Raw genomic sequence first — 18764 nt, 5'->3', positions numbered from 1 at the left:
TCTAATTTATTTGTCTTTTGTTTCTCTGTCTTAGTGTTATAGATTATTGCTTTAAAAATTCGTTTAAAATGAGATTTTTCCGATTTGTAAATCATACCCACCAACCAGTTTTTTTGATATGATAAAAGAGAAGAATTCTTTTTGAAGTTTACATAATAATATAATGATTAATCAATAGATAATGAATGATACATTTATGATAATTCGTTTATAGGAGTAAAAATATGAAGCAGTCCATATTCTTAATTGTCGAACAGGGGGCGCCATTTGAAGCGGGAGACTTTATCCCACTGAATAACTCGATTTTGATTGCAGGTAGAAAAGGGACAAACTGGGATCCTGATCTTTCGTTTCGCAATATTTTTGTATCACGAAAGCACTTTGCGATTTATTATAAAGATCATCAATGTTACATCAAGGATTTGAATAGTAAGCACGGAACTTTTTTAAATCATAGACGCTTAAATGCACACGAAGAGACCATCCTCAAAGCTTCTGATAAAATTTCACTAGCAAATGATTTAATTAAACTTTCTGTTGCTTCTATTGTGGATGATACTTCCGATATTATACCGATTATTGACGGGATAGAGAAACGGTTATCAAAGGAATTTTATCTCGATCCACTCAAACAAGAATTGTCCTGGTATAATCAAACGTGGAAATTTTCGGAGAAAGAGTTTAAATGCATCGATTTTCTTATCAAAAATAAGGATCAATTTGTCTCAAAAGAAGACCTGATTCAATGTGTATGGTCAGAGCGAAGCCAAAATTATGGAGGCACGTTTGATGTAAGTAATGAAGAAATCAATTCCATCATTTATCGAATACGCAAAAAAACGAAGCTTATCATTAGCATTGAAAACATAAGAGGAAAAGGATATATTCTTTCTTTTATTAATGAAAAAAATAGCGTGATTTAAAATGATTTGGCAAAAAAAAGCGACAAACGCTAGAGAGTTTGTCGCCTTTTTTAGGCTCTTCCTTATTTTTTCTTTTCATCCTCTTTTTCAATTTTCTCTACAGGGGAATGCCCCATCCAATCTTCTTGTTTCATTTTCTTTTTTCTTCTTCTTTGTGATACAACAATGACAAGAATAATAAGAACGATTAAAAGGAGAGGCACTCCAAAAGCTCCATAAAGAATATTAAAAAGACCATTGATAAATTCTGACATGGTGAACCTCCTTGTAAGTGCCGTGGCGGCAATCCATTCGTACTTTTCCACTTCTATATATACCTTTCCCATTTCCTTCTTTTCTAAACGCTAAAATTTAGGAGAAATCATCTATGATTACAGCAACATGCCTCTTAAGACGTAAAGAGGCCAGGACAAAACAAAATGTATAATGAATAAAGACGAACAATCTCTAATTTAGTAGTGAAACCAATTCGTTCCATCATTTTTTAAAGGAAATATAATTAGTAGGAAATACAAAGCAGCCGGAATACACGTAGACTCCCTCCGGAAAAGTTGATATACCAACGTTTGTAGTTGATTATTAGTGAAATAAAAAAATTTTTTTAAACTTATTTCAGACTTATCACAGGTGGTTTTACCCATTATTTTAAATAACTGGAAAATAAGAGGACGCTCCTGTGGGATTAGCGAGACAGTCTGAGACTCCTGGGGCGAAGTGTAGGAGTCTCACCCCCTTTCTCTCCAAACAACACATGAAAATTCAATGTAAGTTTCTAAAAATCTTTTTGTCGACAAACTGAATCTCCTTAAATAAATGAAGGAGATTCTAACTAAGCAATTTTTATCATTTAAATGGTCTTTAAAAGCAGCGGTGCTCCCACTAAAGATTATTTCTTTTCAGGAAGCTTTTCCAAATACTGAACTGCCTCTTTTAATGTACTAACTGGGACAATCTTAATATCTTTATATCCTTCTTCTCTCACTTGTTCTTTAATTTCCTTTTCATTTGTGTCATATTCCGTTATATCTCGAGGATAAAAGAATATATCTACATCTTCTTTATGTGCTGCGACAATTTTATGCTGAATTCCGCCGATTTGCCCAACATTTCCTTCTGCATCCATTGTTCCGGTGCCTGCAATTTTGTACCCTTTTGTTAAATCTTCTTCTACAATCTGATTATACACTTCTAATGAAAACATCAATCCAGCTGAGGGACCACCAATATTTTCACTATTAATCGCAACGTCAATAGAAGGCTTGATTGTCATATTATCTTCAGGAGCGATACCAATTCCAACTTGACCTGTCTTTTTATCTAATTCAATTACTTCAACAGTTGCTTCCTTCTTTTCCTTCCCATGCATAAATTCTAACTGAACTTTGTCTCCTGCCTGCTTCTCTCTTAAATAAGCAATTAACTCTGTACTTTTCGTAAATTCTTTGCCATCTACCTTTTGGATAATATCTCCAACTTCGATAATAGACTTTGCTTTAGAGTTTTCTAATACTTGGGCAACGAAAATCCCGTTATAGTTAAACTCAACTTTCTTTCCTGCTTCATGAAGGCTAGCAATAATAGCATTTTGCTTGGAAGTATCCATCATGTGGAGCAATAGCTTATTGTACTCTGCATCACTAAGATTTCCTTTTACTTCTTCTTCTTTGCGGATTTCTGTATGTGGTGCGACTAATCCGTACAAATATATATAGGGATTATTAGCTTTAATCGAATAAACAGTTGTTAAATTAAGACTTCCCTTTTCTGATTTTGTTCCATCTTCTACTGTCACTTTAGGTGCAAGTGCTTCAATAGAGCCTGGCTGATTTAAATAATAAGGGGTTGGGATAAATAAGAGAACAATGAGTACCCCAAAAAGTATGGTTAACCACTTTTTTGAAAAGATGCTTTTTCTTGATTTATTCATATTTACATACTCCTTAGGATAATAATTTACATATATAATTATATTTACATACATTGCATTAAAAAAGAATGAATTTTAGATAGTTTTTCCATTAAAAAAGGCTTTTCCATTCTCCTCTAGCATTCTTCGTAATAAGTGGACCCCCTTTTCCATTTCCTCTAACGATAATCCTCCATATCCCATTACGATTCTTTCCTTATGCTTTCCTTTTTCTAAACTATATTGTTCAATTGGATATACCTTCACGCCAAATTGTTCCATTTTATGTATTAAGGCTGAATGAAAGTCTATACCTGGAATCTCCACAACTAGATGCATGCCTGCTGATTTACCAATAATTGTAGCGTTGTGGAAATTTTGCTGAATAGCTGCAACTAATCGTTCTCTTTTCTCTTTATAGATTTTTTTCATTTTGCGTACATGGCGATCTAAATATCCTTCCCTGATAAAATGCGCTAATACTAATTGTTCCAGCGAAGAAGTATGGCGATCGGAAAACCATTTAATTTTCTCAAAGGAATCAACTAGTTCCTCTGGTAATATAACATACCCAATCCGCAAACCAGGTGATAGTATTTTGCTAAAAGTTCCCACGTAAATAACATGGTTCGGTGCTATTCCTTGAATAGACGGAACAGGTGCCCCTTCATAGGTAAATTCACTATCATAATCATCTTCCACAATATAGCAATTCATCTTTTGAGCGTATTCTATTAATTGAAGCCTTCTTTGAATAGAGAGTATACCGCCTAACGGAAATTGATGGGAAGGGATAACAAAAACAAAGCTAGGTGCCTGTTTTGGCAAGCCGTTTGGGTCGATGCCATTCTCATCCACGGGAACAGGAATAATATCCGCATTAGCAAAGGTAAATATATTCCTCATTTCATCTGTTACTGGATCTTCCACAGCAATGGCTTTGTTGTCTTTACCAAGCATTTCCGTAATAAGTTTAAGACCTTGAGTAGCACCAGATGTGATAAAAATCTGTTCTGCCCTGCATTGTACTCCTCTGACTCTTTTTAAATAAACAACAAGCGCATCCTTTAATTCTTTCATTCCTGATGCATCTCCATATCCAAAGACGGCTTCAGTAGAATGTAAACAAATTTCCTTTGTTAATTGTGCCCATTTTTTTCTTGGAAAATAATCTATTGCTGGATTGCCAGCTTTAAAATCTATATACGTCTGGTTTTCGGTCATTTTTCTAGGAGCATCTATCCTCTTTGTTCTTTCTATAAAAGAAAGAGAGGTGCCTTGTGCTACAAAGGTCCCTGAATTTGGCCTAACTTCCAAATACCCTTCTGCAATTAAGCGCTCATAAGCCTCAAGAACAATATTTCGAGATACGCCAATAGAACCTGCTAATTCTCTAGACGAGGGCAACTTCTCTCCTTCTTTTAATTGTTTTTCCAATATGCCATTACGAACTTGATCATAAATTTGTTGAGTTAATGAAATTGATTTGGATCGGTCAATCGTGATAAAGATCATGAGAAATCCTCCAATAAAGTGAAACTTCCATCAGTGGGGGTTTTTCCTTCCTCCCCACTAACGGTTAGTTGAACCAATCGGCCCTTTAAGCTCCCACCTATCTTCCTTGTATTCTCATAACCTTGAGGGAGGAGTCTTACTTTCCGTAAAGGGGGGATAAAGACTAACTGGTACTATAAAAGTATTTAATTTCTGGCTCTACTCTATACCAGTATACCATGATATCATGGGGAAAATGCTCGAAAGGAGTTTTACCATGAAAACAATTGGACTTATTGGCGGTTTGAGCTGGGAGTCAACTACTGATTATTATCGATATATAAATACATTGGTAAAAGAAAAAATGGGAGGATTACACTCTGCAAAATGTCTTCTTTATTCATTTGACTTCGAAGAAATCGTCGCCCTTCAAAAAGCTGGTCATTGGGAAAAGGCTACTGAATTAATGATAAACGCCGCAAAAACATTGGAAGCAGGAGGAGCAGATGTTGTCTTAATCTGTACAAATACTATGCATAAGATGGCAAAAGAAGTACAAGCATCCTTATCTATTCCTTTGCTTCACATTGCAGAGGTTACAGGCAACAAAGCGAAAGAAGCTGGTTTGAAAAAAGTTGGTTTATTAGGAACCATGTTTACAATGGAGCATGCCTTTTATAAAGAGGCTCTTTTAGATCAAGGGATAGAAACGATTGTCCCTGAAAAAGAAGATAGAGAATCTGTTCATCACATCATATTTGATGAATTATGCAAAGGAATCATTCTTCCTGAATCGAAGAAAACATATATGCGAATCATTGAAGAGCTTATCGATCAAGGGGCGGAAGGCGTTATATTAGGATGTACAGAGATTCCTTTACTTATTAAACAAGAAGATAGTTCTATTCCGTTATTTGATACAACGTTTTTACATGCAAAAGCTGCTGTTTCCTTTGCTCTTACGAAAGAATTAACTTTAAGATAAAGAAGCTTAAAATCCTTCCCATTCCTATATCGAAGGAAACAAATTTAAATTAATATTTGTTAACTAGGGTACCTTCACCCTAGTTTTTTACATTTATCTAAATTCTATATAATACAGCTTAACTTCTTTCGGTGAAAAGGAAGCGAGACAATGAAATGATTACTTTGGAATAATATTTATATAGAAGAACTTAATGAGGTATTAAATCGAGATGAGGCAATGTAGGTTTCTCTGTGGAAAATGTCACTATTAGCACAAGTGATGTTTATAACGCGCAAGAACGGCTGATAGATGAAGCAGAAATGCTAGATTTCAACTTTAATAACAGCTGAAAAATAGATTAACTACTGTTAAATCGATGAAAGAGAACAAGTACGGCAGGCAAACCCTTTTACAGTGAACTGTAAGATTGTGTGAGCCAACAAGGTACTCCTGTCGCAAAATTTTCCGTACTAAAATACAAATAAGTAACAATTTACTTGTCCCTTATCCACCTATATGCATAATAGTCGATAAATTTTTGCACACAGAAATTGGGCGCACTTCAAAAATAGCACTCGTTCCTTTCACTGATTTCTAATAATGAAAATAAACTTATTTTTTTAAGTTACCATCTTGCTCAATTGCTTTAGAAAGAGTGGAAGCAATTGAAATATCTGTAAAAGATAATCCTAATTGTATAGCTGTTGTTGCTATTTCAGGTCGAATACCTGATAACGTCGTTTTCACACCAATTAGGCTTAAACCATTAATCAGTTGAAATATTTGATGGGCAACCATTGTATCAATAATGACTACACCTGATAGATCAATGAATAATCGGGATACTTTCTTCTCTGCACATTGTTTAATCGTATTTTCTAATATAGAAGCAGCACGGGCTGTATCAATATCTCCAACAAGCGGCAACAGCGCTCTTGAGTTGCTTAAAGAAATGACTGGAGAACTTAGTTCGTTGATCATTTCCTGTTGTGCTACTAGTTGCCTATTTGAATAATTGTGATGTTCCTCTGTGTATTTCAAAATAATTTCATCTAGAACCTTTACAACGCCATGACTCCATTCAATGACGCGCTCCTGCCCAACATGATGTTTTGTTGCATATTCTTTAATCAATTGAAAATATTGCTCTCTCGTTCGAATAAATTCACGAATAATAAAATGAATAGGTGTATCTAAGTGTGCTTGATCGGTCGCAATTTTAAAAATCCAGTCCTTTATATCTTCAAGGAATTCTTCCTTGTCCTTAATAAATAGACCAGCAAGCCGATGATGAAAATCATTATTCTGCTTCTTTATTGTTTCAATTGTATATGAATCAGTTGATGCATATACACCTTTAGGGTCATTTTTTGTTAGATTTTTATACCATTCTTCTGTTAGTCTTTCTGTATTGTCGATGAAATATTGATAGACGCCCTCATTATTGTGCAACTAATTCCTCACCCCTATTAAATGTTGATTAATACTTAAACTGAAATTTTTGTATAATCTAATTAAAAGTTTAATAAGAAAAGAGAAATTAAGCAATTCTTTTATACGTTCAAATGACAGTTAAGTGAATAGTATTTCCGGAAGGATCCGATGTGTACCATTTACCCTCTTTTTGCATAATTAATGCACCTAACTGTGTAAGTCTTTGTTTTATTTCTTCTAGTTTTTCTTGGCTAGGTATTTTCAAATCATAGTAAGCTAAACCGACCTGATTCGTTTTTGGAGCTGGAGCACCAATTCCATTCCAAACATTTAAACCGATGTGATGATGATATCCTCCTGTTGAAAGGAAAAACGCTTGTGAACCATATTTTTGAACGATATCATAACCTAATCCTTTCACATAAAAATCAACAGTCTCTGTTAACTCCGCTACATGTAAGTGGATATGGCCTAGAATAGTTCCTTCAGGAAGCCCTCCCCATTGACCATTTCTAGCAGACTTAAGAACCGCTTTTGTATCCATATAGGTTGTATCCATCTTAACGAGGCCGCCATCCCACTCCCATTCTATTGCCTTTCTGTCACGATAGACTTCAATCCCATTCCCGTCTGGATCTGCTAAATAGATTGCTTCACTGACAAAATGATCTGAGGCCCCTTGCAATGGATATCCTGTATCTAGTAAATGGTTTAATACTAAACCGAGATCCTCTCTTGATGGAACTAATATAGCAAAATGATATAGTCCTGTTGTGCGTATCGTTTTTGGCTCGACCTCTTCTAACTCTTCTAAGAACAGAAAGGGTTCCCCTGCTCCAGCACACAGAGCTGCTTTCTTCTTCTCTTTGCTTGCAACAGAAAACCCCATTATATCTGTATAAAATAAAAGGGAGTTTTCAAGATTAGATACTTTTAATGTTACTGTTCTCGCATAAATAGTTGAATCGTCATGAAATGCCATTTATTCTTCCTCCTAAGTTACTTACTTTATGTAAGTAATTTTAATTTAATAAATAACAATTGTAAAGTAATCTAATTACGATTCATAATATTTTTACTTAAAATAATAATTATTGTATACTTATTAAGAGGGGGGGATGTAAAATGAACCATTCGTCAATTTGTCCACGGTTTGAAAAAGCAATGAGTATTTTAAGCCAACGCTGGACTGGTTTAATTATTTATCAGCTGTTAAACGGTCCTCAACGTTTCTGTTCTATAGAATCCTCCATTGGCATAAGCGGAAGACTTTTATCGGAGAGATTAAAGGATTTAGAGCAAGCAGGTATTGTGGTAAGAGAAGTGTACCCTGAAACTCCTGTTAGAATTGAATACTCGCTAACAGAAAAAGGGCGTTCATTAAAACCAATTATGAAAGAAATCGAAAATTGGTCTCATTCGTGGCTAGAAGTATAAACATAATATAAGGGTATATCTCCATTAAGCCAAGCGTTTAATAAAGATATATCCTCACTAACGTCGCATAAATATTGACTGAATTTTCTGTTTTATTATTTTTCCGTTTGAGAAGAAAAATGAAGACACGTGAACAGAGGTAGTAATCATCCATTTTTTCACTATAACCTTTGGCGAGGGCGACAGAGACGGTTAAACCTTTACGGGACAGCTCTTCCTGCTATTTTTCGAATCCAAATGTGTGCGGATTTCCACGGTGCTGCTTTTAACAACCGACTAATTTGTAAGTACGTCCGTGAACTGTTTGTACCCAACTGAGCCAGTACGTTTAAACAGTAGACAATCATCGCGATGTACACTTGATTATGGACAGCTTGTTCGCTTTGTCCGTAGAACTTTTTGATGTTCAAGTGTTGTTTCATCCACTTGAAAAACAGCTCGATTGCCCAGCGTGATTTGTACAGTTCAGCGAGTTCATCCGCATTTAAGTCGAAACGATTCGTGATGAGGTGCAGCTCATTCCCTTTTGAATCCATCACTTTCAGTAGTCGAAACTCATTACCAGCCCGACTTTGTGCTGTGCCCAAAGAAATCATTTCATCTGATAAAACAGTTGAATTTTTTGGAAGGTGAAATTTCTCGATTTGATGTGTAACGGCGTTTTTTCGTAAGCGTGAGACAAAGAAATACCCGTCGTCTGTCATACGGTCAAATTGCTTGTAATCCAAGTAACCACGGTCAAAAACATACATGCACTCTTTGTCGTCAACAAGTACTTCTAGCTGACCTCGATCATGTTCAATCGCATTCGTTAACACCGCTTTATCCGGGTATGAACAGCCCTTTTCTAAGTAAACAAGACGTAAATGGAGCTTAATGCCTGATTTTGTTTTGCGGAATTCAGCCCATTTATGATTGTTCAGGTTCAATGGTAACGTACTTGAGTCGATGATTTTCAGTGGTGTTGTCATTTTCCGTCGCTTTTCAAAATGCGTTTTCTTATGAATTTGCGCGACTAAATCTAGAAACACCTGCTGGAACACCTCTGTCGGCACTTGATTTAGCCGGCGTCCCAGTTGCGAAAAGCTAATTGATTCTAGTTCGGTTGCTTTTTGTAGGTCATCCGAGAATAACGTATCACTAACCGCACGTAGACTTTCGGTTTCGTTGAGTTGTGCGAATACGAGTAATTTCAAGAATGAAGCAATGTACAGCTTCTTTGTATAGTAATTTAATTGATAGGCTTCCACAAGTTCCTCTAGTTTTGTGGAGGAAATCGGTGAAAGCCATTGTTCAAATGATGTTTTTCGTGTAAACTTATCCATGCGTATGTCCTTTATTTTGGATTTGGATGGTTTACTACCACCCAACCATTATAAAGGATTTTTTTGTGCATGAATAATATTGCAGAAAATTCAGATTTATAAAGGGCTTTGAATTATTTTAATGCGACGCTAGTGATATATCCTATTTACTTATAAGAAATTAATCCTCATCTTTAATGTCCAAATCTTCGGGAATCGGTTCATTTAATACTTCTTCTACGAATTTTTTATATGTTTCTACTTGTTTAAAGTGGGTATTAAATTGCTCCTTATTAATAAGATAATCTGTTCCATCATAGATGGCCCGGATTTGGTTTTGTAAAATTAAGTTTTTTACTTTTATTTCCGAAATGGAAAGCAGATCTGCGGTTTCCTTCATTGATAAATACATAAAAACACCTCTTAATTATCGATTTGCTAATCTTCTTTACACTGACTCCACTTAAACTTAACTCTTTCTTTATACTACCTTCATTAATAAACGGTATAGTTACATTATCGGCACAATCAAAGGAGGATGAATAAATGAGTTTCGTTCTGAACAGCTTATTTTTAGTAATGATCTTTTGTTGTTTCTCTTTCATATTTTATCAGTCTTTCTTCGCTAAAACTAGAAAAGTAAGTGCTCCAAGTTCATCATCTATCCAAATAGAAAACACTTCCTGTGATTCAAAAAGTACAGGAGTATTCTCTAAAGACATTAACCTATCTACAGAATAACAGTCATAGCTCACCACAGACTGTGTTTAATTCCCAATCATACTAGATAATCTAGAATTTTTTCACTATAAGAAAAGGATCATCCTTTCTTTTTTTATCGAAATGGATGATCCTTATTCTCTATTTATCGATATTGTTCTTTTAAACGAAAAACCCACTCTTCTAAAGCAATAATATTCATTGGTTTAGCATAATAGTAGCCTTGGATAATTGGCAACTCATTGATAGCAGATAAATATTCAATCTGTTCTTCTCTTTCTACCCCTTCTATCACAATGCTCAAATGCAGAGAACTCCCTAGGGCCATAATAGCCTTAATAATTTCTCCATCCTTTTGCGATTCAGGAACTCCATCAATAAATGATTTATCTATTTTTAATGTGTTGACTGGAATTCTTTTTAAATAAGATAGGGAAGATACGCCTGTACCAAAATCATCAAGAGCAACTGAAAAGCCTGCACTTCTAAAAGCTTGTACGGATTGAATTGCCCCTTCAATATTACCAACAGCACTAGTTTCTGTTATTTCAAGCTCTATTAGTGACGGACTTAGCTCATATTTGTCTACATTGGTTGTTAAGCTTCTTATTAATCTTGGAGAGGTCACATATGGACCTGGAATGTTAATAGCTATAGGGATGCTTCTACCTTGCTGCTCCCATATGGCAAGTTGCTTACATACCTCTTCAATGATCCAATCGGTAACCTCCCACATTTTATCAGACGCCTCTAAAATCGGAATAAACACAGCTGGTGAAAGCTCTCCATATATAGGATGCTTCCACCTCAACAAGGCTTCCACTCCAGCTACTTCCTTTGAATTTAGGAATACTTTAGGCTGATAGACTAAGTATAGCTGTTTTTTTATGAGAGCATCCTCTATCTCATTCACAAGATGATTAGCGAAGGTCCGTTTATGTTTATCTGAATCATACTTTATAATTTCATTATCATAGCGAATCGAATAATGGGTTAAAACGGCAACAGCATTTTTATATATTTGTTTGGAAGAAATTTTTTTCTCATTAACAGATAGAGCAATAGCTGTTTCTATCTTGATGATTTGATCATCAATTGTCACTGGACTAGATAAAATAGTTGTTAAATGATTAAGTCCTGCAAGCAATTTCTCTAAGTCTTCATTAGTCATACTTAAGAATGCGAAACGGTTGCCTTCTATTCGAAACAATTCTACATTAGGGGGCATTAATTTCGTACATAATTCTTCAATATAAATGATAATTTTATCACCAAAGTAATAGCCATACTTACTATTCCATTTATTTAAATCGTGAATATGAAGAATAGCCATTCCAGTTAAATAAGTGGAAGATTCAATTAACCTTTCAAATTGTCTACGATTTGGAAGCTTCGTTAAGGCGTCAAAATAGTTTAGGCGATAATCCACATAGCGATCCAGTAGACTTGATAAAATGGACAATAATAGAATAATAACAATACCGATTGTTACACCAAGAATAATTGATTTTATACTCATGTGATGCATATGGGAGTGAATAAGTTCCAAATCCGAATCCACATAATACTTGACAGCATGCATTCCTGTATAATGCATACTCGATATCGCGATCCCCATCAAAAGAGAGGTAATACCTTTCACGATAAAGTTATTCATATATGGCTGCAGCTTCAAAAAAATAAATAACGAAAAAAATGAAACAAGAATTGCAATGAAAACAGATAAAATAAAATACCCTAAATGATAAGCATAATCAGCCTCTAAAATCATTGCTTTCATCCCAATGTAGTGCATAGCGCTGATGCCAATCCCCATAAACATTCCAGCGAATACAATTAATCTAGTAGAATTCCTTGCCTTACTTGATAGGATGAAAGCTAAAAAGGTTGCTAGAATAGCTGGCACTATCGAAAGAATCGTTAATGGGACATTAAAACTCATTTCTACTGGGAGTCTCGATGCACTCATTCCAATAAAGTGCATAGACCAAATTCCAAATCCCATCGTAATGGATGCTAACCCTAACCATACGTATCGGTGGAAAAAGCTACTATAAACAATCCTTTCATTCATAGAAAGTGATGTATATGATGCTAAACATGCAATAACAACCGATAATAGGATAATAGGAATGGAATATTCCACTGGTAAATAAGTTACGGTATCAACGCTTGGCAATGTAAAAATAGTAATTTCCCCTCTAAAAAATACGGTCATGAGGGACAGTTCATTGAATCAGTTGTTCTTCTCATTTACGTATTTTACAATTTTAAAAGACTTTTCACCTATGTCTTTTTACTTATATAACTGAATATAAAGGATAAATCAACTTTAGACAATCCTTTCATTCCTAGCATTATTTTCCAAACATTAGAATGAAAGAAAACAGAAAAACCCATTTTCTCTAGGACGAAAACGGGCAGAAAGCCAGTAAATTAATAGATTGATTTATAAATAACAAAATGGTCTTTATCTGTCTTATTCCCTACATGTACATCTGCCTCTTTTTCAAAAAACGCATGATTATCCATAAAAAATAGATATTCATTTGAGGGAAAATAGAGGATAATTTTCACTATACGGCTTTTTTCCTCTAGCGAATAAAACAAATTACTGATAATCTTTTGAAAGATTGGCAAGGAAAAAGGGTTGAAGAAATAGAAATAATTATCTTCTGGTTGTATAGCATAACCTTCTGCTTTTCCTAAATGAAAATTTATCTTCCCTTCTCTTACCTTCCTATTTTCCCTGTATTTTTCTAGATTGTATAACGCATCCTGGTAAAATTCCTCATTCATTTCAATACCCGTTACGGTAGATTGAAATAAGTAATGAATGAAAAAGTTTAAGCGGCCTTTCCCACAGCCAAAATCGACTACATAGTCTGTCTTATGAAGAGGAAATTCATGAAATAACTTTTCTAAATGCTCATATGGAGTTGGTTCATACCGATGATAATGGTAAGATTTATTGAATCCAAATTGTATTTCTTCCGTTTCGATATGTAGTAATTTATCATAGTTCAATTTATACACCCATTTTCTCTATTTCCTTAAAGCAAGTGGAAGACAAGCTAATGCTAGAATTTCACTTTATATCCTCTAGCTTCTTTTCACGATATTCATTTGGTGAAACACCTACTATTTTTTTAAATACTTTGCGAAAATATTTATCGTCTTGGTATCCAATCATATTGGCAATATCATATACCTTTAGATTACTGCTTTTCAATAGTTCCTGTGCTTTTTTCATTCGGATGGACACTACATACTCGGAAATATTTATGTTGTATTCCTGTTTGAATTTTCTTGAAATATATTCTCTGCTAATATAAAAATGATTGGATATTTCTTGGAGTTTAATCTCTCGATGAAAGTTTGCCTTTACATACTTTTCAATCTCATGAATAACATTTTGAGACTTTCTTGTATTTTGTCTTTTCACGCGGCGAAGAAACAAAGCAATTTCTTTTTTCTTCCTTGTTTTATAAGCTTCTAACTGAAAATGATCATTTTTGTCTATAAACCGATTAATTTGTTCCTCTATGTTGGTCGAAATATTCATTGGGAGATTAAATTCCTTATGCCATCTTGTACTAATCATTTGATATTCATTTTCCAAATGGATAAGTTGCCTCCATGACAGTTGGTTATTACTAGTTAGATCTTTTTGAATTTGCCCAATGAGCGAATGAAAAGCATTTAACTCGCCTGCCTGAACAGCCATTTTAATGGAACTAGCATACCCCATTAAGCTTTTTATCTCTTTTTCCTTTTTATCCGTTATTATTTTATCTTGTTGATTTCCCGATACATCTCTATTCATCATAATAGATTTAGCATATTGATAAGAAAGATTCAATTGTGTAATGGAGGTTACTTCTAAACCAATCGTTATCGTACAAGATAGTCCTAGTAGCTCTTTAAGCGTATTATGTACCCCTCGTATTAGAATAACTGCTTCTTCTTTTCTTCTTTTGATAAGAAGAACAATTTCTCCTTTAGCAGTTACATAATGAAAGGCAATTCCACTATTATGCCTGCTAAGCTCCTCATTTATTACATTTAATAAAGTAAATAGTGTTAGGTCTCGATCCCCTTTGAATTGCTCAATAGCTCCATTACTTAGTTGCATGAGGGCAATTGTATATGCCTTTGCTTCTATTAAAAGAAATTCTTCCAAAACATTCTTATCTATTGGATCATTATTTATCATGTGCGTTAGTTGCTGATCTCGGTACGCAGGCTTCATTTTATTAATAAGTAGGTTTTTATCCTGTTTATTTTTTCTTTCCACTTCCTCTTGTTTCCATTCTTGCACTACCCTCATTAATGTATCATTCAACATTTTAGGATCAATAGGTTTCAACAAGTAGTCTGAGCTACCATAATGCATGGCTTTTCTCATATAATGATAGTCATCATACCCCGTCACGACAATTGTTTTCCCCTCAGCATAATGTTCATCCATCCATTTTAAGAGCTGTGTTCCATCTATTTTAGGCATTTTCATGTCAGAAAAGATAATTTCCGGATGAACCGATTCAATAATTTGAATGGCGTCTTCTCCATTACTTGCTTCATAAATTTCCGTAATCTCATTACCTGCCCAGTCAGCAAGAAGCTTAATTCCTTCACGAACATGTCTTTCATCATCAACGATAAGTGCCTTCATGCCCTTCCACTCCCTCTTGTAAAGATACAGGAATATGAATCATTACAGTAAATTCGTTATTCTCTATACTTTCCATTTCTAACATCGCTTGTCTTCCATAATACAGCTGCAAACGATCATAAATATTTTTTAACCCAATGGACTCTCCTTCTTTGCCAGCCTTTCTTCCTTTGTTGTGATACAATCGATTACGTATTCTCTCAAGCCTTTCTCTACTAATACCTTTCCCATTATCTTGAACAATAAGGACTAAATAATCATCCTCTCGATACGAACGGATCGATATCTTTGCGTCCTCCATATTATCGCTAAACCCATGTTTAAAACAGTTTTCAATGATTGGCTGCAGAATCATTTTAGGAACGAGAATCTCATACATATTTGGATCAAGTGTTAATGTTACGTCTAACTCATCCTCAAATCTTTGTTTCTGTAATGCTAGATAAGATTGTGAATGGTTTATTTCCTTAGAGAACGGTACCATTTCCTCTCTCATATCCATGCTGTATCGCATCATAGCCGATAGAGACGTTAATAAGGTATAAACCGGAACAGCATTCATTTTCAGAGCAAGTGTACCGATAGACTGAAAGCTATTGTACAGAAAATGAGGATTTATCTGTGATTGCAAAACCTTTAATTGGGATGATTTATTTTCTAACTGCAATTTATATTCTTTATCTATCAGTCTATTTATTTGCAAAACCATTGATTTAAAATGTCTGCCTAGCATCCCAATCTCATCCTGTCCTACAATCTCAAAATCTGTCTCAAAGATACCCTGTTCTGCTTTTTTCATCTTTTCAATTAATACTTTAATAGGTGCTGTAATTTTAAAAGAAATAATTATCGTTATAATCAAGACAACAATTAAAGCCAATAAGGCAATGATCGTATTCATAAATGCGGTTTCCTTTGCACTTTTATAAAGGCTGGCATAAGGAATGCTTTTTATCATATACAAATGATTATCTTGCACTGTAATATTTTCATAAAAAATGACACCAGAAAAATCTTTTCTTTCCCAATTTAATTTGTTTTGCTGTGGATTATTGCGCAATTCATAAAACCATTTATCCCTGCTTTTCTTTCCAATTAACGTTTCATCAGAAGAATAGATAACGGTTCCATTTTCATTTATAATAGAAAGATTTTCTGTATCTTTATATAGCCTATTCACTATCCCTTCAATTTTAGAAAGGTTTATATCAATAGATACGAATCCCAAAATATCATTAGATGGTACATTTCTAATTTTATTGTGAAAAGATAATACTGTAGTCTTCTCTGAGTTAGGAATAATGGATAAACCATTATAACTGTAAATCGTATGAGGTGGTTCTATTACAGAATAGTTTGTTTCACTTTCCTCTAATTTTCGATAATAAGGATGAAAATAGATATTCTGATTTTTCCCTCTTCCGCTTATTCGAGAGTGATAGTTCGTAAAGGAATCTCTCCCTTCGTTTATGTATAAATGCATTTGTTCTATTTCTGATCGAGAATTATAGACATATGCTAATACTCTGCGTACTTCCTCCATATTCTCCTTGCTATTTTCTCCAACTCCTTGGGTCAGTACATTCATGAACGGTGTATACCGATATAAAAGAGTGGACATTAAGGCAATATCCTCCAAGTAAGTGGTGAGTTCCTCGTTTCCTTTCTTCATTAACTCTGTATTATATGCTACCGATTCCTTGTTAATATTATGGATCGTTTGAAAATAAGTAAGAATTATACTGCCTCCAAACGGGAGAATCGTAGCAAGAAGTAAGAAAATCATTAATTTTTTTCGAATACCCCATCTCATAAGGTCGAGAAACTTAAAACAACTTCTTCTTTTCCGATATACAAGAACGAGAAAGGATGTCATTTTTAAACTTCTCTCTCCTCCTTTCCAATAATTATTTACAGAAGGCTAGTCGTAATATAGCAATAAGCTTATCAGAAAAATCCTTATAGAAAAATAATACACAGGGAATGGTCAATATATTACACCTTACCCGTCAATGTAAGCGGTTACCCGAAAGATACAACCATTATATTATAAAAACAGGAGGTGCAGAAAGTGAATAATCAAAATAATATTGAAAAAATAGAAATTCCCTCTATACACCAGACAAATATAGGTAGAAAGAAATCACTCTCTACAAAAAAGAAGAAAAACTGGAAGGAGGCAGGATTATTTTCTTTATTTGTAGGTCCTGTCTTTATTGCATTTACAATTGTCGTTCTCATTCCATTTTTTTCTGGTATCTATTACTCTTTTACCGATTGGAATGGCATCACTGGAGAAATTAAATGGGTCGGCTTTGAAAACTTCAAGTATATATTCACCGAAGATAAACAGTTTCTCCAATCTTTTAAATTAACTGCTATTTACACCATCGTAGCCATTATTTTAACGAACACGATTGGATTCGGCTTAGCATTGTTAGTAACACAAAAGCTAAAATCTAGTAATCTATTACGTACAGTGTTTTTTATGCCAAATCTGCTTGGCGGTCTCTTACTCGGTTTTATCTGGCAATTTATCTTTATTAGAGGGTTTGCTTCTATTGGCGAACTAACAGGAATCCCACTATTCGAATTGGCATGGCTAGGAGATCAAAACACTGCCTTTTGGGGAATCGTGATTGTTAGCGTTTGGCAAGGTGCAGGATATATTATGCTCATTTACATTGCAGCTTTACAAAACATTCCGAAAGAACTAATCGAGGCGGCAAAAATTGATGGTGCCAGCCGTTTTCAAGTCTTGCGAAACATTAAAATTCCGCTTGTGGCTCCTGCTGTTACGATCTGTTTATTCTTAACAACCGCATCTTCCTTTAAAATATTTGATGCCAACCTTTCTTTAACAAATGGAGGACCGTTCAAATCAACGGAGATGCTCGCACTTAATATTTATACCGAGGCATTTGTAAATAATCGCTATGGAATCGGGGAAGCAAAAGCGCTTATCTTCTTTATTGTTGTAGCAACCATCTCCATTTTGCAGGTCACGATTACTAAGAAAAAAGAGGTGGAATCTTGATGGAGAATAAATATACAAGCAAAACATTCATAATGGAAGTATTCGGTATTATTTTAGGCTTATTATTTTTGATTCCCTTTTACTATGTTATCTCTAATTCACTTAAGCCTTTTTCTGAAATACTAACAAATACATCTGCTTTACCAAGTTCTCTTCAATTTGGGAATTATGTAAACGCTTTTGAAAAGTTAAATTTTCTAAAGGTATTTAGCAATTCGCTTCTTGTGACCATTGCAAGTAATATTGTTTTAGTTGTATTCTGTTCGATGGCTGCGTATATGCTAGTCCGCACAAAAAAGAAAATAAGCAATATAATCTTTATGGCGTTTGTCGCTGCTATGATTATCCCATTCCAATCAATTATGATTCCACTTATTAAAACAGCCTCGAGCTTACACTTGCTTAACAGTATTTGGGGTCTAGTATTCATGTATTTAGGTTTTGGCTCTGGGATAACGATCTTTTTATACCATGGTTTTATTAAAGGAATTCCAGTGGAATTAGAAGAAGCTGCTATTATAGATGGCTGCTCTCGTTTTGGAGTGTTCTGGAGAATCGTTTTTCCATTATTAAAGCCCATTACCGTAACAATCATTATCTTAAATAGCCTATGGATATGGAATGACTACTTATTACCATCGCTAGTCTTACAAAATCCAGAGTTGCGGACAATTCCACTTGCTACTTTCTTCTTCTTTGGCCAGTACACAAAGCAATGGGATCTTGCACTAGCAGCGCTTATGATTGGAATTATCCCACTATTAATCTTCTTCTTTTCGATGCAAAAACATATTATACAAGGGATTACTAGTGGATCTATTAAATAGGGAGCTAAGAGGCTGTGTTCACAAAGCCACCTCTTCCATA

The 18764-nt window shown here is 34.5% G+C and carries 16 protein-coding genes; 5 read left to right on the top strand and 11 right to left on the bottom strand.

Annotation, left to right across the window (positions count from 1 at the left end; genetic code table 11):
- Positions 1-224 precede the first annotated feature (224 nt).
- Entirely contained in the window at positions 225-923 is a 699-nt protein-coding gene (locus tag HHU08_RS03890; RefSeq protein ID WP_169187839.1) for an FHA domain-containing protein, read from the top strand.
- A 62-nt stretch (positions 924-985) separates the two neighbouring features.
- Here HHU08_RS03890 and HHU08_RS03885 read toward each other — a convergent pair whose 3' ends face one another.
- The 3 genes from HHU08_RS03885 to pdxR form a co-directional block, all read right to left on the bottom strand.
- Positions 986-1177, bottom strand: coding sequence for a hypothetical protein (locus tag HHU08_RS03885; RefSeq protein WP_016202241.1), 192 nt, complete (start codon positions 1175-1177; stop codon positions 986-988).
- A gap of 632 nt (positions 1178-1809) precedes the next feature.
- Positions 1810-2850: a SepM family pheromone-processing serine protease gene (locus HHU08_RS03880; RefSeq protein WP_016202240.1), complete on the bottom strand. Its 1041-nt coding sequence runs from the start codon at positions 2848-2850 to the stop codon at positions 1810-1812.
- A 75-nt stretch (positions 2851-2925) separates the two neighbouring features.
- Positions 2926-4344 (bottom strand): MocR-like pyridoxine biosynthesis transcription factor PdxR, encoded by a 1419-nt coding sequence (pdxR, locus tag HHU08_RS03875; protein ID WP_169187837.1) that lies wholly within the window; start codon positions 4342-4344, stop codon positions 2926-2928.
- A gap of 256 nt (positions 4345-4600) precedes the next feature.
- Between pdxR and HHU08_RS03870 the strand changes: the two genes are divergently transcribed.
- Positions 4601-5308, top strand: a complete 708-nt coding sequence (locus tag HHU08_RS03870) for an aspartate/glutamate racemase family protein (RefSeq protein WP_169187836.1) — start codon at positions 4601-4603, stop codon at positions 5306-5308.
- 594 nt (positions 5309-5902) lie between these two features.
- On the opposite strand, the gene HHU08_RS03865 is transcribed toward HHU08_RS03870, so the two are convergent.
- Positions 5903-6742 (bottom strand): STAS domain-containing protein, encoded by an 840-nt coding sequence (locus HHU08_RS03865; protein WP_169187835.1) that lies wholly within the window; start codon positions 6740-6742, stop codon positions 5903-5905.
- Positions 6743-6851: 109 nt separating this feature from the next.
- A complete protein-coding gene (locus HHU08_RS03860) occupies positions 6852-7706 on the bottom strand; it encodes a VOC family protein (protein WP_169187834.1) in 855 nt (284 codons plus the stop codon).
- Between the two features lie 143 nt (positions 7707-7849).
- Here HHU08_RS03860 and HHU08_RS03855 point away from each other — a divergent pair, with 143 nt between their 5' ends.
- On the top strand, positions 7850-8161 hold the full coding sequence (locus HHU08_RS03855; RefSeq protein ID WP_169187833.1) for a winged helix-turn-helix transcriptional regulator: 312 nt from the start codon (positions 7850-7852) through the stop codon (positions 8159-8161).
- Between the two features lie 200 nt (positions 8162-8361).
- Here the strand turns inward: HHU08_RS03855 and HHU08_RS03850 are convergent, their stop codons facing one another.
- The 6 genes from HHU08_RS03850 to HHU08_RS03825 all read right to left on the bottom strand — a co-directional run bounded on the left by HHU08_RS03850 (position 8362) and on the right by HHU08_RS03825 (position 16673).
- On the bottom strand, positions 8362-9486 hold the full coding sequence (locus HHU08_RS03850) for an IS4 family transposase (RefSeq protein ID WP_036180785.1): 1125 nt from the start codon (positions 9484-9486) through the stop codon (positions 8362-8364).
- A gap of 160 nt (positions 9487-9646) precedes the next feature.
- On the bottom strand, positions 9647-9877 hold the full coding sequence (locus HHU08_RS03845) for an excisionase family DNA-binding protein (protein WP_169187832.1): 231 nt from the start codon (positions 9875-9877) through the stop codon (positions 9647-9649).
- A 453-nt stretch (positions 9878-10330) separates the two neighbouring features.
- Positions 10331-12403 carry a bifunctional diguanylate cyclase/phosphodiesterase gene (locus HHU08_RS03840; RefSeq protein ID WP_101729705.1) on the bottom strand — a complete coding sequence of 691 codons (2073 nt, stop codon included), beginning with the start codon at positions 12401-12403 and terminating at the stop codon, positions 10331-10333.
- Positions 12404-12621: 218 nt separating this feature from the next.
- Complete coding sequence (locus HHU08_RS03835; protein ID WP_016202231.1) at positions 12622-13221, bottom strand: class I SAM-dependent methyltransferase; 600 nt, start codon at positions 13219-13221, stop codon at positions 12622-12624.
- A 52-nt stretch (positions 13222-13273) separates the two neighbouring features.
- Entirely contained in the window at positions 13274-14860 is a 1587-nt protein-coding gene (locus HHU08_RS03830) for a response regulator transcription factor (RefSeq protein ID WP_101729706.1), read from the bottom strand.
- Positions 14841-16673, bottom strand: a complete 1833-nt coding sequence (locus HHU08_RS03825; RefSeq protein ID WP_235678796.1) for a cache domain-containing sensor histidine kinase — start codon at positions 16671-16673, stop codon at positions 14841-14843. The genes HHU08_RS03830 and HHU08_RS03825 overlap by 20 nt, the downstream gene beginning before the upstream one ends.
- Positions 16674-16988: 315 nt before the next feature.
- On the opposite strand from HHU08_RS03825, the gene HHU08_RS03820 reads away from it, so the two are divergent.
- Positions 16989-17897: a carbohydrate ABC transporter permease gene (locus tag HHU08_RS03820; protein WP_407939857.1), complete on the top strand. Its 909-nt coding sequence runs from the start codon at positions 16989-16991 to the stop codon at positions 17895-17897.
- Positions 17897-18724, top strand: coding sequence for a carbohydrate ABC transporter permease (locus tag HHU08_RS03815; RefSeq protein ID WP_016202227.1), 828 nt, complete (start codon positions 17897-17899; stop codon positions 18722-18724). The genes HHU08_RS03820 and HHU08_RS03815 overlap by 1 nt, the downstream gene beginning before the upstream one ends.
- Positions 18725-18764 lie beyond the last annotated feature (40 nt).

It is taken from the genome of Niallia alba, from assembly GCF_012933555.1.
GTDB lineage: Bacteria > Bacillota > Bacilli > Bacillales > Cytobacillaceae > Niallia > Niallia alba.
This window is presented reverse-complemented; position numbering and strand designations above follow the sequence as displayed.